This window comes from Lysinibacillus sp. NPDC098008, assembly GCF_044760715.1.
Lineage (GTDB): Bacteria > Bacillota > Bacilli > Bacillales_A > Planococcaceae > Lysinibacillus.
Genome location: NZ_JBIWBA010000010.1, coordinates 98,045 through 112,387 on the forward strand (window position 1 = coordinate 98,045; position 14,343 = coordinate 112,387).

Here is a 14,343-nt window from a genome sequence, read left to right on the forward strand (position 1 = left end):
AATATTTAAAAAATATCATTAGATTTTATATACAATGATGAAAGGGGAAGCGTTATCGAAATAATATAGTTTATCAGGCATGTTGATTAACCTTTATTTTACAGAGAATCGCATAGAATTCGTTGATTTCTGTTACAGGTGGACGCTTTCTGCGGGTGCGGCTTCAACTCATTTATTTCGGCAAATGCCGAAATAAATGGATTTTCAGCTCGCACTTTTTCCGCTAGAGTCGCCACCTTTCACGCCAATCAACGAGAGAATGCTTTAGACAAAGCGTTTTTCTTCTAACAACACGCAAATGAATAACCAATATTTAGATCATCAACACGCTTGATGGTTTATTATAGTATTGATTTGATGGAAGAACAGTAGAAGAAAGGAATGGAAATTATATGATTAATAAGGAAATTCAAGAGTTGTTTGATGATTACAATTCATTTGCCAGACAAATTGCAAATGTAAGGTTATCAAATTTATCTTTTGATGTATATGAATTCAGAGATAAAGCTGTCATGCAAGTGGATTTAATATTTGCGGAAAAAAGTCAGTTTGATCATATTCAAGAGGCATTTTCTGCAATATTTAAAAAAGAATTGTTCGATGCAGAGGAATGGGCTATTAATGATGACCCAGACCCTTCAGATGAACGATGGATAACAGCATTAAAAGATCGCTGGATTAATGATTATTACCCCCAAAAATATGTTTGTATGGAGATAGTAAACAAAGATGAGTTTCTATGTAGATTTAAAAATGAATTAGCCTATCTGGATGTAACAGAATCAATTGTTAAAGAGCTTTTCACTAGATTGAATCACATTGAAGCTATTCAAATAAAAAAGGGCTATACATATGATTACATATTTGGACAATCTGATAGTCATTATTTTTTGTTTGAATGGGGAATATATGATTAGTGTGACCTCTCTCTATTTTTAGGCAAATGCCAATATATCTCATAATAGATAACAATTTTCATTGTTGGTTATTTACTTTAGATTAAATAGAGGAAGCCGATACTACATATAAGGAAGGAAAGGAATACTGTTCATAGTTTACGGTAACAAAATGATAGATGGAGTGAAAGGAGTAGAATGTTAATGAAAATGACTAAGGAATTAGCTGTTAGTATGCAGTTATTTATGCTGAGAGGCGCATATGGCTACAAGGGATTTAAGGTAGATATAAAAGACGAACATGGACAAGTTATCGGGTATAGAAATGATACGAAGGGGTTTATGGATGCGCTAGAAAATGCCACTGAACCGATTGATGCAAGTAAAGTTTCTCAATTATCATTTGGTCAAATACGTATGTTAAATGGTGCATCAAGTGGCAGTTGGCTAGTTCCTTTACTGAACAGAATGGGTGAGCTAGGCATGATGGATTTACGTGAAGGGCTCGGCAATCCTAAATATGCTAGGTTATTTAAGCAAAACACCTTTACTTCAGCTATCAATGCATATACAAGGGCAATTTAAGATTTAAGTTTCTACTGTGCTTCAATATCGTAAATAACTATTATGAGGAAAGGGTGAAAATAGAATGGTAAACGCAATTACTGCTCAGCAACTTGGTTCTTGGTACACTGCCAGTCAGCGTATGGCAACACCGTCACAGCAAGCTTCATTTTCAATACAGGAGGTCAATGACACAACACCTGCTGCTACAAATAACAATGTGTGGGAGGAGCTTTCACAAACGTATAATATACGAAATGCTACATTTAATGAGGTGAAGGAAGTAGCAGCAAGGCTTTATAAAGCTGGCGAAATTACGCTTAAGGAAGTGGTAACCTTAACATTCGATTATGAAAGGGCTACTAATTATATTAAACAACATGCTCCTATACATGTTTCAGCTAATTTTAATATGTATGAAACGGATGCAGATGAACTTGGTCGAAGGGATTGGATTGCTGAGTTTGGTGCACGTGCACAAAAAGACCTTCAATTTGGAAATTTAGTAGGTTATTCTGCGAAAACGAAAATACTAACTATTTTGCAACAGTTAGAAAAGTAATGACAGGTAGGTGTAAAGAATAGCGGGGGTAGCTTTTTAAAATAAGTGGAATTTGCAACATTTTAACAATAGATGCGTCTAATTTGATGATAAATATAGCGTATAGGAGCTTATTATGACAAGAACTCCACTTGTGATTATATTGCTATCTTTTTCTCTGTTTCTTATTAGCTGTAGTGAAGAAGAACAGCCAACAGAAAAATTTCAGTTTACAGCAGAGATTGACAAGGTCATTGTGATGGGTAAAGGAATGAAAAGAGAGCTAGGAAGACGTACAATTGATGATACTGCTGACATAACTATTATTCAGGAAGCGATGCACAATGCCAGTGTATCCACAAGGAATCATACAGATGAAGGACCTTTATTTGAACTTGAAGTAATCTATAAGGATGGTTCAAGCGAAACCTTTGGGTTAAAGTATTATATTTCAGCTGAAAGAGGGATTTTTTATACAGATTCCTTCTATTATGCATTTAACAATCAAGCTTTTCCTGCGTTTATGGAACTTTTTGAGTCTTTTAAATAGCTGGTGAGAGGAGGCTGTGTATGCTATTACTTTGGAGCATATCTTTTGTTATTGCCATTTTTTCCATTGTTTTAGCCATTGTGAAACACTCATGGATGTTTATGCTTATGAGTACAATTACATCTATACCTGTTGCAGCTTATTTTTGGGGTGCTACGAATGCTTGGCAAGCTATTAGTTTTATACCGATGTTCTTATTTATGCTCACCATAGCTTTTTGGTTTTTCGAAAAGAGAGCAATAGCATAACTTAAAAAATGGAGTGGATGTAGTTGAAAAAAGTTGGAGGAGTGCTAATCATTCTTATAGCAGGTGTTCTAGCCTTGGGGTTTGTTAATAAATGGTACTATCCTGCACTGCCAATAGATGCTCTAACGCCAAAGGAGGCGCTTCAAAAACTAAAAACATCCGATCAAAAGCTTGTAGCAATCGGAACTGATAATGATGTGACTTGGTATATTACAAAGAATCCTGAAAAGGGCATGTTAGAAGTAGATGAAACAATCCAGCAATTGCTGAGCCGTAATGGATGGGCATTGAAGGAGAAGGAAGGTAGCGGTCTTTTCTTTGAAAAAGATGGTGAGCGTTTAATTGTTAGTAAGGAAATGTGGACATCACGCTATGTGCTTATTAAAGTTCCTTCATTTTAATGGAGCTGACCAAAAGGAGCATACTTTTTGGTCAGCCCTAGCTTCGATAATAACTATTGGCAGTTTATCTGACATCAACATCAAAAATAAAAGATTCTTTTCCTTTATCCCACGTTGCTTTGAGTTCATAAATATAATAGCCTTCGTTAGTTGGGGCAGTGATTTGATTGTCGTCCATTTCAACAATATCACTTGAACCATCCTCATTCCATTGAATCACCGTAATAGACAGAGGATTTTGATCAATATCAAACTTTAAGCTTTCTCCTTTTTCTACTTCTAATGTTGGAAATTCATCTGCTAATGTGTCTATATCAGGAGAACCTAAGTCTTTTATTTCAATGTTATCTTCGCTCCACTCAAGCTCATGTGGTATCATAACATACTGTTCTCCAGCCACAATTACTTTCCCTTCTGGATTACTGATAGAGCCATTACAGCCATGTAAAAAAGTAATAAGTAAGGTGGATAATACCAGTTTTTTCATGCCAACACCCTTTTTAAAAATCTATATTGCTAGCTCTTCTTTATTGGCAGGGTTAAATATACCTGGTGTTGCATTCGGTATTTTTCCGACAGCGCCAATTATTTCTCCTTGATACTCATAGATATATACAATGAGATGATCGTTTTCAGGATCTTTCTCTTTTAGTGTATAGCTTGTGACTGTTACCTCTTTTCCAATATACGCTTCCATAAAGTTAATCGTAGCGTCTTTGTAGCTGGCGATCGTTTCAGGTGCTAATGCCAGTGTTACCTGCTCAGTTGAGCCAAATGATTGAATCGTCCAGCCTAAATTTTCTATATATGCAAGATGTTCCTTGTCGATATTTTGAGAGGAGCAGGCAGCTAGTAGCAAAAGACAGCTTACAAGAAGTATGAAATTTCTTATCATGATCCCTCCTATTTAAGTTGCTTTCATTATAATAAATTGGAAGACGTTAGACAAATAGTAATCGATAACTATGATTAAAATAAAGATAATAGTGAGCCACCTATAGCTCCAGTAAGCACGATAGCCCATGGTGGTAGTTTCCAATAGACAAGCATACTAAACAATATGACGGCTAATGCAAAATCCAGAGGCGCTGCTATTGAACTTGTCCAAATAGGATGATAAAAGACAGAGATTAATATACCTACAACTGCCGCATTTACCCCCATTACCGCTCCATGAATGCTACGGTTATTGCGTAAATAGTCCCAAAGCGGTAAAGTGCCGACAATCAGGAGAAAGGCGGGTAAGAATATGGCAGCTGTTGCGATTAACCCTCCTTGCCAGCCATTCATAGCAGTTCCTAAATAAGAAGCGAAAGTAAATAGAGGACCCGGCATTGCCTGTGTCACGCCATAGCCTGCTAAAAATGCTTCTTCGCTTATCCAGCCAGTTGGCACAAGCTCCTGCTCTAATAAAGGTAACAAGACATGCCCACCACCAAAAACGAAAGAGCCAGCTTGATAAAAGCTATTAAATAAAGCAACCCAGTACGATCCAGTTATGCTCTTCATAATCGGTAACAGCAAAAATAAGCCAAAAAACAGCAGAAGACATATCACTGAAGCACGTTTAGAAATGGGGAATTGCGAATTAGCTTCTTCCGTTTTAGGATGCTGTTTATATAGAAGAAACCCGAAAAGCGCAGCACTTAAGATCACAGCTACTTGCGTATAAGCCGTTTGCCATAAAAGCGTACAGAGGAGCGCAAATAAAGCAATGTTTTTTCGAGTTACATCAGGCGTTAAATTTTTTGCCATACCGATGATAGCGTGCGCCACTACTACAACTGCTACAATTTTAAGCCCATGTATCCAGCCAGCATGGTCAATGCTAGCCCCTGTGAGAACAGAGGCAAAAAGGATAAGTGCTAGAACAGAAGGTAAGGTAAAACCAAGAAAGGCTAGTATGCCGCCTACTATACCGCCTCGCATAATGCCAATACCGATGCCGACTTGACTACTTGCTGGGCCTGGTAAAAACTGTGCTAAAGCTACTAAATCCGCATAGCTTTTTTCATCCAGCCATTTTCGTCTTCGTACATATTCTTCATGAAAATAGCCTAAATGCGCAGTTGGTCCACCAAAAGAGGTAAGCCCAAGCCGTGCTGAAACAAGTAATATTTCTAATAGTAGATGGAAGCCTCTAGTTGGATTAGTTTTTTTCATTATTAGCTCCTTTAGATCAACCTTGAATGTAGGGTGGAATAGAAAGCCTCTGCATGAAATAGCTTTCATAGTTGCTTGCGATATTGTGAATATAACATCTTTAATACCATTAACCTACACTACAATAAGAAACTTTACATATGCTTAATATTTTTGTAGCTTCCCACTAGTTACATGAAAGAATTTTTATAAATCAAAAAAAGTTGATTTAATAGCTGCAATTATTTTATTATAGTGTATATACTCTATATATCAAAAAAATTGATGAAAGGAAAGTTGTATATGGATGCTATTAAGAAGCAATTTGAACAATATGAAAAGCAATTTAAGGCACTAGCTGACCAAAAACGTTTGGAAATACTGTATGCACTTTGCCAACAAGGGCAGACCTGTGTATGTGATTTAACAGAAACTTTTGAGATGAGCCAATCGAAGCTTTCGTATCATCTTAAAATTTTATTAGATGCGAACTTGATTACAAAAGAAACGAAAGGTACATGGAGCTATTACGACTTAAATGATGTAGAAGTAAATAATTTACTATCCGAAGAACTTTGTTGTGTCTTTAGAAAAACTGGAAAAGGCTCTTGTTGCTAATTTTTTAACCTATAAATCGAATTTTTTTGATTAAATAAAATTATTGGAGGCATAACGTATGAAGTATGTTCATATTGGCGTTAATGTGACAAATTTAGAGAAATCAATGGCATTTTATCAAAAGGTATTTGGCGTAGAGCCTGTGAAGGTAGAAGAGGACTATGTGAAATTTTTATTAGAAAAGCCAGGGCTTAACTTTACCTTAAATGTTCGTAATGAAGTGAAGGGGAATCAAGTCAACCATTTTGGCTTCCAAGTTGAAACAGGCGAAGAAATACGCTTCCATAAAGCACGGCTTGAAAAAGAAGGGTTCTTTACACAAGATGAAATGGATACAACATGTTGCTATGCTGTTCAAGATAAATTTTGGCTAACAGACCCAGACGGGAATGAGTGGGAATTTTTCTTTACAAAAGCAGATTGTGACACACATAAAATAGAAGCTGCTTGTTGTTGCTAAATGGGGGTAATTTAGTGATTACAGCAATATTGGCAACAGCACTATTTTTAATAACACTTATTTTAGTCATTTGGCAACCAAAGGGGTTAAATATTGGTTGGAGTGCCTGTGGTGGAGCGATTGTTGCGCTCTTACTAGGTGTAGTAGGCTTTAGCGATGTAGCGGATGTTATTGGCATTACATGGAACGCTACGCTTTCTTTTGTCGCCATTATTCTTATCTCTTTAATTTTAGATGAGATTGGCTTGTTTGAGTGGGCAGCTCTTCATATGGCAAAAATTGCGAATGGCAACGGGATTAAAATGTTTGTTTATATTAGTTTGTTAGGAGCGATTGTGGCTGCTTTATTTGCAAATGATGGTGCAGCATTGATCCTAACACCAATTGTACTGGCAATGGTGCGCAATTTACAATTTAGTGAAAAAATGATTTTCCCATTTATTATGGCAAGTGGCTTTATCGCAGATACAACTTCGCTTCCATTTGTTGTTAGTAACTTAGTCAATATTGTATCAGCAGATTTCTTTCAGATTGGCTTTGCAGAATATGCTTTTAGAATGGTACTGCCAAATCTTTTTTCCATTATAGCGACTATCACTGTCTTGTTTCTTTATTTTAGAGGAAATATCCCTAAAAGATATGATTTATCGAAGCTAAGAAAACCGACAGAAGCGATAAGGGATAGGATGATGTTTCGTCTGTCATGGCTTATTTTAGGGCTGTTAATGCTCGGCTATTTTTCGAGCGAATTTACGAAAATACCTGTTTCCATTATTGCTGGGAGTATTGCTATTTTCTTTTTAGTAATGGCTCATAGAAGTTCCGCTGTACATACAAAGAACGTTCTTAAAGGAGCACCTTGGGCAGTGGTTTTCTTCTCTATCGGTATGTACGTTGTCGTATATGGTTTAGGAAATGCTTGGCTTACAGAATCATTAGCTATGATCATTCAAGCAACCGCTGAACAAGGCTTATTTATCGCAACAATCGGTATGGGGTTTATTGCCGCTTTCCTATCATCCATTATGAATAATATGCCAACTGTTATGATTGATGCATTAGCTATTGCCGAAACTTCTACAAGTGGTACGTTACGTGAAGCGTTAATTTATGCCAATGTGATTGGCTCTGATTTAGGACCCAAAATTACACCGATTGGGTCATTAGCAACATTAGTGTGGCTGCATGTACTGTCACAAAAAGGCGTGAAAATCTCATGGGGTACTTATTTCAAAATAGGGATTCTTTTAACCATTCCAATCTTATTTATAACACTAACAGGACTATATCTTACATTATTAATGAAGTAATCAGAATATAGCGATTGCTAAATTGGACGTCGATGATTAGATAATTTCTTTTTCTGTAAATATATGACTATTATAGAGGTGGCTGAATACGTATTTTGTTAAATTTTGGAAAATATAATATATACTATATCATAGTATGATTATGCAAAAGAATTATGGAATGGAGGGTAGGCTTGATTTGAAAAGGGAACGATTACTTAGTATGCCAGCAGTTGTAGGGCTAGGTTTAGCAGCTTGATGTAACAGCAATATCGTTGTCTGCGGAGAATGGGGTGGCAACGCTTCATGATATTTATCTAGACGCGAAGTTATCTGTAGCAGAGAAAAAATTTAAGCTTGTTTACGATATAAATGGCTTTGATGATAATAATTCAACAAGTGCAAAATCTGGTATAATCTTGCTAAATGAATCCTCTGATGAGATTTTTACTTAAAAGGAGGAATTAGGAGGGTGGTAGTTTATGGAGATAAAACCAATTTCGTTTAAAAATTTAGGAACTATTGCTAGTTTGCAAGTCCATCAAAATCAAAAGCCTTTTCAATTGGAAGAAATGAGAACAGATTATAAGCAAGGTAAAATTGAAGCATCACGTAAAAGTTATGCTGAATTAGTACAATCCTATAGCAATATTCGTAGAGAGATAAGCCCAACAAAACTCGTTAACGAGCAAACCAATTCCATTGATATTGCGAATGGTGTGTACTATCATCTAGGTTTAGTAAATGGAAAACCTCTGAATGGGACACTTTTAACTGGTGGCGGTTTTAATTCAAATTTCAGTCCTATGATATGGGATAATCCAAACTCTAATGTTGTAACACCAGAGCAACGAGAAGCCCTTAAAATACATCGCTCTTATTCACAAGTTGAACGTCAAGGAGCCAATGAACTTGTGAATGTTTTCATGAGGCTTGCTCGTATGACCGATGGAAATGCTGTAGCAAATGCCAATAATGATAAAATGTTCACACAACATTTTCCGAAGTTTGCGGAAGGAGTAGGACTTGATTTAAGTAAGCCCTTCACTATTAATGGCAAGTCATTTATGTATTCAAAGGGGGTATTACAGGCACTAAATAACGAAGTTTAGAGATGGTAGTATTGGTATTGTCAGTTCCGCATTTACTCATAAAACATACCTACCTGTTTCCATTTGTTGATATAACACCTGAGGAGTATGAGCAGCAGAAAAAAATAAGTGTTATACCTTATGCTTCTGCCCCACCTTTCAGTTATGTAGAAGTTTATGTAGCAGTATCAACTAATTACCCTACTTATGAGTATTTTAGCCAAAATCAATTATCTTTTGTTCAAGACCATGGTGGAGCTGAAATATACATCGTAACAGAAGAAATCGGTTATGGACATATAAGAAAAGCAGAATTAAACGGTAGTAAACTAACAGAAAAACAACGCTTATTTATAGATTATAATAATGATACTATTGTAGATGGTTACTATATTTGGTGAGATGCTAGTGGCTACGAGGATGGCTCTTTCTATTATGAAAATACATCTACGAATTACCCATGGAATAAAATGTTTGATTCAATGTATATTAAGTAAATATTAATAGGAAAGGGTGAAAATAGAATGGTAAACGCAATTACTGCTCAGCAACTTGGTTCTTGGTACACTGTCAGTCAGCGTATGACAACATCGTCACAGCAAGCTTCATTTTCAATACAAAAGGTAAATGACACAACACCTTCTACTACAAATAACAATGTGTGGGAGGAGCTTTCACAAACGTATAATATACGAAATGCTACATTTAATGAAATAAAAGAAATAGCAAGTACACTCCATAAAGCAGGTGCAATTTCTGGTAGGGATGTAGCGATCTTAACATTTGATTATGACAGAGCTGCGAATGATATTGGAAGATATGCACCAATATCTGTTTCTACTAATTTCAGCCTGTATGAAACGGATGCAGATGAACTTGGTCGAAGGGATTGGATTGCTGAGTTTGGTGCACGCGCACAAAAAGACCTTCAATTTGGAAATTTAGTAGGTTATTCTGCGAAAACAAAAATACTGAATATTTTGCAGCAGCTAGAAAAGTAAGCTAGGCATTTCATTTAGGTGATAAATATAAATAAAGAGTAGCAAATGAGTAGTCATTCAAAGTAAATTTTACTTTTGAAGATACCAACTTTGCTACTCTATTTTTGTCATTATTTTAGTTAGCAAAGGAAAAGAGTTTAAAAACTGGAGTGTCCTTATCTTCATCATAGTTATCTAGTGTGTAAAGTTGATTTGCTTCCTGAGGTGTAAGGTCAGAAAAGGTTGATTCTTGTGCTTGTTGTTTTCGCTTTTGTCGATAAACATCAACCGCTTCATGCTTTAATACTTGTTTACAAAAGCTATTAAATGCACAACGCACTTGCCACTCGGTACGAATAGATTCCATGCGCTCACCTCTCTTCACTAGCGCAAAGGTGTCGGTGATTTCCCCTTTCATAACCTTCAACGGAATTTTTTCTAAAATGCCAAAACTATGATGAAAATTTTTAGACTTTGAAGTAAAAAGTTGAATCTAAGTCAAGTAGATATAAAACAGCATTCAAATAGGTTTTATGTAATAAGGGAATTTAGGTAATAAGAGATGGTTGGAATGTCAACACTAAACTAGACAAAAATTATGTGGGCTGTAGCTTGAATTCCATCGGCGTTAAATAGCCCAAAGTTCCATGGATACGGATGTTATTAAACCAGTGAACATAATCATCCAGTTCAAGAGCGAGCTGTTGAAGGGAAGAGAAGTGGGCTTGGTTGGCGAATTCGGTTTTAAATACCTGAAATGTCGCTTCGGCCACGGCGTTATCATAAGGGCAACCCTTCATACTTAACGAACGCTGGATACCAAACGTTTCAAGTGCTTCAGAAATCAGCTTGTTATCGAATTCCTTCCCTCGATCGGTGTGAAACATGTTCACTTCATTTAGGTTCGTTTTCATACTTGCTAATGCTTTATACACAAGGTCTGCTGTTTTGTTTTCTCCAACACTATGACCAATGATTTCTCGATTGAAAAGATCAATAAATAAGCATACATCGTGCCACTTTTTTCCGACACGGACGTATGTTAAATCACTAACAACGACAGCTAATTGCTTGTCCTGTTTGAATTTTCGTTGTAATTCATTCTTTACTGGTGCTTCATTACCGTTTGATTTATGTGGCTTAAATTGCGCTACTGTGTAGTTTGAAACCAAGCCGATTTCACGCATTAAACGGCCAATTCGGCGTCTTGAAACTTGTTTTGGCTCTGCTAATTTCATTAGTTCCTTTTTGATTTTGCGTGTACCATAGTTATTTCGACTGGCTTTGAAAATACGTGCAATTTCTTTTGAAAGAGCCGCATCTTCTGCTTTTTTCGCACGTTCACCCGATAAATCTGCATGGTAGTAATACGTGCTTCTTTTAATCTCGAGGACGGCACACATTGCTGATACCGAATACTTGTGAGCGTTATGACGAATCACATTTATTTTCGTCCCATGATCAGCGCCGCTTGCTTTAAAATATCGTTTTCCATCAGTAAGCGTTGATTTTCTTTTCGTAAGCGATTCAGTTCATTTTCTTCTTCTGTACGGTTATCCTTTGCAGCGAAAGAACCGGTTGCTTGGTGATTTTTGATCCATTTATCTAAGGCTGACGCAGTTAAATCGTATTCACGGACAATATCTGCACGTGACTTTCCGTTTTCATAAAGCTTCACCATTTGCAGTTTAAATTCAGGTGTAAATGTTCGACGTTGACGTGTTATAAAAGCACGCTCCCTTTATTTAATAGTCTAAGTTTACAACCCCTCATTTATTCTGTCTAACTTAGTGTAGCCTATCCACTACTAGGTCATCGTTTTGAGTACTGTATCACCTAAACTGCTAATTTCCGAAGTGCTTATTATATAATATGGTAAGCCATTTTAAAATATCTATTTATAATCACTAGCGTCGCATTAAAATAATCTAACACATTCAAGGAGATTGAATTTTCTGTAATATAAGCCAAGCACAAAAAAATCCTTTATACTGGTTGGGCGGTAGGTAACCATCCAAATCCAAAATAAAGGACACATACATGAATAAGTTTACACGAAAAACATCCTTTGAACAATGGCTTTCACCAATTTCTACTACAAAACTTGCGGAATTGGTTGAAATCCATCAATTAAATGCCTATACCAAGAAGCTACACATTACTTCCTTCTTGAAATTACTGCTGTTTGCGCAGCTAAATGAAATTGAAAGCTTACGTGCGGTCAGTGAAACACTGTTTTCAGATGACCTTCAACAAGCAACTGCATTGGATTCTATCAGCTTTTCACAACTAGGCCGCCGATTGAATCAAGTCCCAACTGAAGTTTTTCAACAGGTGTTTCTCGATTTAGTCACGCAAATTCATAAGAAGTCGCAGTATGAACAACGTCGTAAGGACTCGACACCGCTGAAAATCATGGATTCGAGTACATTGCCACTTCATTTAAACCATCACAAATGGGCTGAATTCCGCAAAACCAAATCGGGCATCAAGCTTCATTTGCGCTTTGTTTTCTTAGAAAAAGGCTGTTCCTACCCAGATAAAGCGGTGCTAACAAACGCGAAAGAACACGATCGAGGCCAGCTAGAAGTACTCGTTGACGACAAGGAATGCCTGTACGTGTTTGACCGTGGTTACTTGGATTACGAACGCTTTGATCGCATGACAGACGATGGTTATTTCTTCGTCTCTCGCTTGCGGAAAAACGCTGTTATTCGTGTAGTTGAACGGTTTGAACGTTCAAAAGATTCACTTGTCTCATCGGATGAGATGATTTTAATTGGCAGCACACAAAATCGAGCAGAAAATGTCTTTCGTCGCATCCAAGTGTTGGATTCAAGAGGAAACGAACTGCAACTCATCACCAATCGGTTCGACCTCAGCGCTGACGAAATCGCGGAATTGTACAAATCACGCTGGGCCATCGAGCTGTTTTTCAAATGGTTAAAGCAGCACTTGAACATCAAAAAGTTCTACGCGCAGCGTGAGCAAGGTGTGCACAACCAAGTGTACATCGCGCTGATTGTCTATTGTCTGCATGTGCTAGCACAGCTGAACACAAACAGCTCAAAAACGTACTGACAAATCAGTCGTTTACTCCAAGCAGCACCGTGGAAATCCGCTCACTTATGGATTCGAAAAATCGCCGGAAAAGTAGTACCATAAAGGCTTGACCATTTCTGTCGCATTCGCCAAAAGTTATAGTAAAAAAATGGATGATTACTACCGCTGTTCAAGTGTCTTTGTTTTTCTTCTCAAACGGAAAAATAAAAAAACAGAAAATTCAATTAAAATTTATGCAACGCTAGTGATTTATAATATATACTAAACTCAAACTTAAAGTTTGAAGTTAGAGTTGTTTAAGAAGTAATCTTTAGAAGGGAGGCTATAATAATTTATACTACAATAATTAGAAAAGGACTATATAAATGAGGGGTGTTAAGTATTTATGGATCAATCGTTAGCTATTCGGAATATTAAAATTGTTCTGAGAATATTAAATGTATTATTAATATCTACAATAGTAATCATATCTTCATTAATTTTATTACTCTTGGGTGTATTAGTTGTAGCTTTAACAGTCTCTGGTGATAAGATTAGTGAACTAGTTTTACATTCTAACATTGACATTTCTTTTAATTTTAATGGAATAACGATTCTTTTAAATAAAGATATTGTAAGTAATTTTGTTTATGATAAAAGTGAAACTATCTTATTAATAATACTCTCGACGATCTTTACCTTGGTTATTATGTCAATTCTTGTTTTATTAAAAAAGTTTATTAAAGCAGTAATTGCTGGGGATATATTTACTGTTAGAAATAGTAAAAGAATAGAGTTGGTAGCATATAGTTTATTGGTTTTAAGTTTTTTAAGTAATACGGTTCATGCATACTTAATTTCAACTGTATTACATATGTTTTTAAATAATAATGAATTACAAAATATTGAATGGATTCAATCAGTTTCTCTTAGATTTTTTGATATAAATTGGAGTATACTACTTTGTAGTTTTATAGTTTGGACAATAGGTAGGATATTTAGATATGGATCTTTTTTACAAGAAGAGTATGATGCAACAGCATAGGAAGTGAAGAGATTGGCGATTATAGTAAGGTTGGACCGTGTATTGGCTGATAGAAAAATGCAATTAAGTGAGCTTGCAGAAGCAGTAGATATTTCGATTGTCAATTTATCTAATTTAAAAACGGGGAAGGTAAAGGCAATACGTTTTTCTACTTTAAATGCAATTTGTAAAGTTTTGCAATGTCAGCCAGGGGATATTTTAGAGTATGCTGATGATACCAATGAATAAAAAAATATATTTTCTAAAATGGGGCTGGGACAAAACCCATTCCCAAATTTAAAAGCCGGTGAAATTTTACTGATTGTAAAATTTCACCGGCTTTTATTTTCGGATTAAAAATAAGGACCTCTTCTGATAAAATTAAGTTACCACACAAAATCAATCTATATATAAGGTGATTAACTTTTAGACTTACACTCTTTTTCTTCGTTTTCCTGTATACTATTCTTAATAGATATGAAACGGAGAAAAATGAT

20 protein-coding genes and 1 pseudogene are annotated in these 14,343 nt (G+C 36.0%); 16 read left to right on the forward strand and 5 right to left on the reverse strand.

All coding sequences use genetic code 11. From position 1 onward, the window contains the following. Window positions 1-392: 392 nt before the first annotated feature. The 6 genes from ACIQVU_RS10935 (at window position 393) to ACIQVU_RS10960 (ending at window position 3,200) form a co-directional block, all read left to right on the forward strand. Entirely contained in the window at window positions 393-917 is a 525-nt protein-coding gene (locus tag ACIQVU_RS10935) for a hypothetical protein (protein WP_340805432.1), read from the forward strand. A gap of 183 nt (window positions 918-1,100) precedes the next feature. Then, the gene (locus ACIQVU_RS10940) at window positions 1,101-1,481 is read left to right on the forward strand and encodes a hypothetical protein (RefSeq protein ID WP_340805433.1); all 381 of its coding nucleotides are present in this window, start codon (window positions 1,101-1,103) and stop codon (window positions 1,479-1,481) included. Between the two features lie 64 nt (window positions 1,482-1,545). Then, the gene (locus ACIQVU_RS10945) at window positions 1,546-2,022 is read left to right on the forward strand and encodes a hypothetical protein (protein WP_340805434.1); all 477 of its coding nucleotides are present in this window, start codon (window positions 1,546-1,548) and stop codon (window positions 2,020-2,022) included. 115 nt (window positions 2,023-2,137) lie between these two features. Further along, entirely contained in the window at window positions 2,138-2,551 is a 414-nt protein-coding gene (locus ACIQVU_RS10950) for a YhfM domain-containing protein (protein WP_340805435.1), read from the forward strand. 20 nt (window positions 2,552-2,571) lie between these two features. Further along, window positions 2,572-2,799: a hypothetical protein gene (locus ACIQVU_RS10955; RefSeq protein WP_340805436.1), complete on the forward strand. Its 228-nt coding sequence runs from the start codon at window positions 2,572-2,574 to the stop codon at window positions 2,797-2,799. 23 nt (window positions 2,800-2,822) lie between these two features. Next, a complete protein-coding gene (locus ACIQVU_RS10960) occupies window positions 2,823-3,200 on the forward strand; it encodes a hypothetical protein (RefSeq protein ID WP_340805437.1) in 378 nt (125 codons plus the stop codon). 64 nt (window positions 3,201-3,264) lie between these two features. On the opposite strand, the gene ACIQVU_RS10965 is transcribed toward ACIQVU_RS10960, so the two are convergent. The 3 genes from ACIQVU_RS10965 to chrA all read right to left on the reverse strand — a co-directional run bounded on the left by ACIQVU_RS10965 (window position 3,265) and on the right by chrA (window position 5,363). After that, the gene (locus ACIQVU_RS10965) at window positions 3,265-3,687 is read right to left on the reverse strand and encodes a hypothetical protein (RefSeq protein WP_340805438.1); all 423 of its coding nucleotides are present in this window, start codon (window positions 3,685-3,687) and stop codon (window positions 3,265-3,267) included. Window positions 3,688-3,708: 21 nt separating this feature from the next. Continuing rightward, window positions 3,709-4,095, reverse strand: coding sequence for a DUF4830 domain-containing protein (locus ACIQVU_RS10970; RefSeq protein WP_402895493.1), 387 nt, complete (start codon window positions 4,093-4,095; stop codon window positions 3,709-3,711). 74 nt (window positions 4,096-4,169) lie between these two features. Further along, window positions 4,170-5,363 carry a chromate efflux transporter gene (gene chrA / locus ACIQVU_RS10975; protein WP_402895495.1) on the reverse strand — a complete coding sequence of 398 codons (1,194 nt, stop codon included), beginning with the start codon at window positions 5,361-5,363 and terminating at the stop codon, window positions 4,170-4,172. Between the two features lie 282 nt (window positions 5,364-5,645). On the opposite strand from chrA, the gene arsR reads away from it, so the two are divergent. From arsR to ACIQVU_RS11010, 7 genes are all read left to right on the forward strand, one after another. Beyond that, window positions 5,646-5,960 carry an arsenical resistance operon transcriptional regulator ArsR gene (gene arsR, locus ACIQVU_RS10980; protein ID WP_402895498.1) on the forward strand — a complete coding sequence of 105 codons (315 nt, stop codon included), beginning with the start codon at window positions 5,646-5,648 and terminating at the stop codon, window positions 5,958-5,960. A gap of 58 nt (window positions 5,961-6,018) precedes the next feature. Continuing rightward, a complete protein-coding gene (locus ACIQVU_RS10985) occupies window positions 6,019-6,420 on the forward strand; it encodes an ArsI/CadI family heavy metal resistance metalloenzyme (RefSeq protein ID WP_340805441.1) in 402 nt (133 codons plus the stop codon). Between the two features lie 14 nt (window positions 6,421-6,434). Continuing rightward, entirely contained in the window at window positions 6,435-7,730 is a 1,296-nt protein-coding gene (locus ACIQVU_RS10990; protein ID WP_340805442.1) for an arsenic transporter, read from the forward strand. Window positions 7,731-8,002: 272 nt separating this feature from the next. After that, window positions 8,003-8,164, forward strand: coding sequence for a hypothetical protein (locus tag ACIQVU_RS10995; protein WP_340805443.1), 162 nt, complete (start codon window positions 8,003-8,005; stop codon window positions 8,162-8,164). A 27-nt stretch (window positions 8,165-8,191) separates the two neighbouring features. Then, a complete protein-coding gene (locus tag ACIQVU_RS11000) occupies window positions 8,192-8,821 on the forward strand; it encodes a hypothetical protein (RefSeq protein WP_340805444.1) in 630 nt (209 codons plus the stop codon). A 2-nt stretch (window positions 8,822-8,823) separates the two neighbouring features. After that, on the forward strand, window positions 8,824-9,201 hold the full coding sequence (locus ACIQVU_RS11005; RefSeq protein ID WP_340805445.1) for a DUF4879 domain-containing protein: 378 nt from the start codon (window positions 8,824-8,826) through the stop codon (window positions 9,199-9,201). A 123-nt stretch (window positions 9,202-9,324) separates the two neighbouring features. After that, window positions 9,325-9,801 (forward strand): hypothetical protein, encoded by a 477-nt coding sequence (locus tag ACIQVU_RS11010; protein ID WP_340805446.1) that lies wholly within the window; start codon window positions 9,325-9,327, stop codon window positions 9,799-9,801. A 115-nt stretch (window positions 9,802-9,916) separates the two neighbouring features. On the opposite strand, the gene ACIQVU_RS11015 is transcribed toward ACIQVU_RS11010, so the two are convergent. Beyond that, window positions 9,917-10,147 (reverse strand): hypothetical protein, encoded by a 231-nt coding sequence (locus ACIQVU_RS11015; RefSeq protein ID WP_340805447.1) that lies wholly within the window; start codon window positions 10,145-10,147, stop codon window positions 9,917-9,919. A 229-nt stretch (window positions 10,148-10,376) separates the two neighbouring features. Further along, window positions 10,377-11,461 (reverse strand): IS3 family transposase gene (locus ACIQVU_RS11020; RefSeq protein WP_340805448.1). Its coding sequence is split into 2 segments (ribosomal slippage): window positions 10,377-11,260 and window positions 11,260-11,461, totalling 1,086 coding nucleotides; the frame shifts between segments, so codons are not numbered across the junction. Window positions 11,462-11,820: 359 nt separating this feature from the next. Between ACIQVU_RS11020 and ACIQVU_RS11025 the strand changes: the two are divergent. The 3 genes and pseudogenes from ACIQVU_RS11025 (at window position 11,821) to ACIQVU_RS11035 (ending at window position 14,095) form a co-directional block, all read left to right on the forward strand. Continuing rightward, window positions 11,821-12,945: pseudogene (locus ACIQVU_RS11025) on the forward strand (IS4 family transposase). Window positions 12,946-13,228: 283 nt separating this feature from the next. Next, a complete protein-coding gene (locus ACIQVU_RS11030; protein ID WP_402895505.1) occupies window positions 13,229-13,867 on the forward strand; it encodes a DUF2975 domain-containing protein in 639 nt (212 codons plus the stop codon). Between the two features lie 12 nt (window positions 13,868-13,879). Further along, entirely contained in the window at window positions 13,880-14,095 is a 216-nt protein-coding gene (locus tag ACIQVU_RS11035; RefSeq protein WP_340805450.1) for a helix-turn-helix domain-containing protein, read from the forward strand. Window positions 14,096-14,343: the final 248 nt, after the last annotated feature.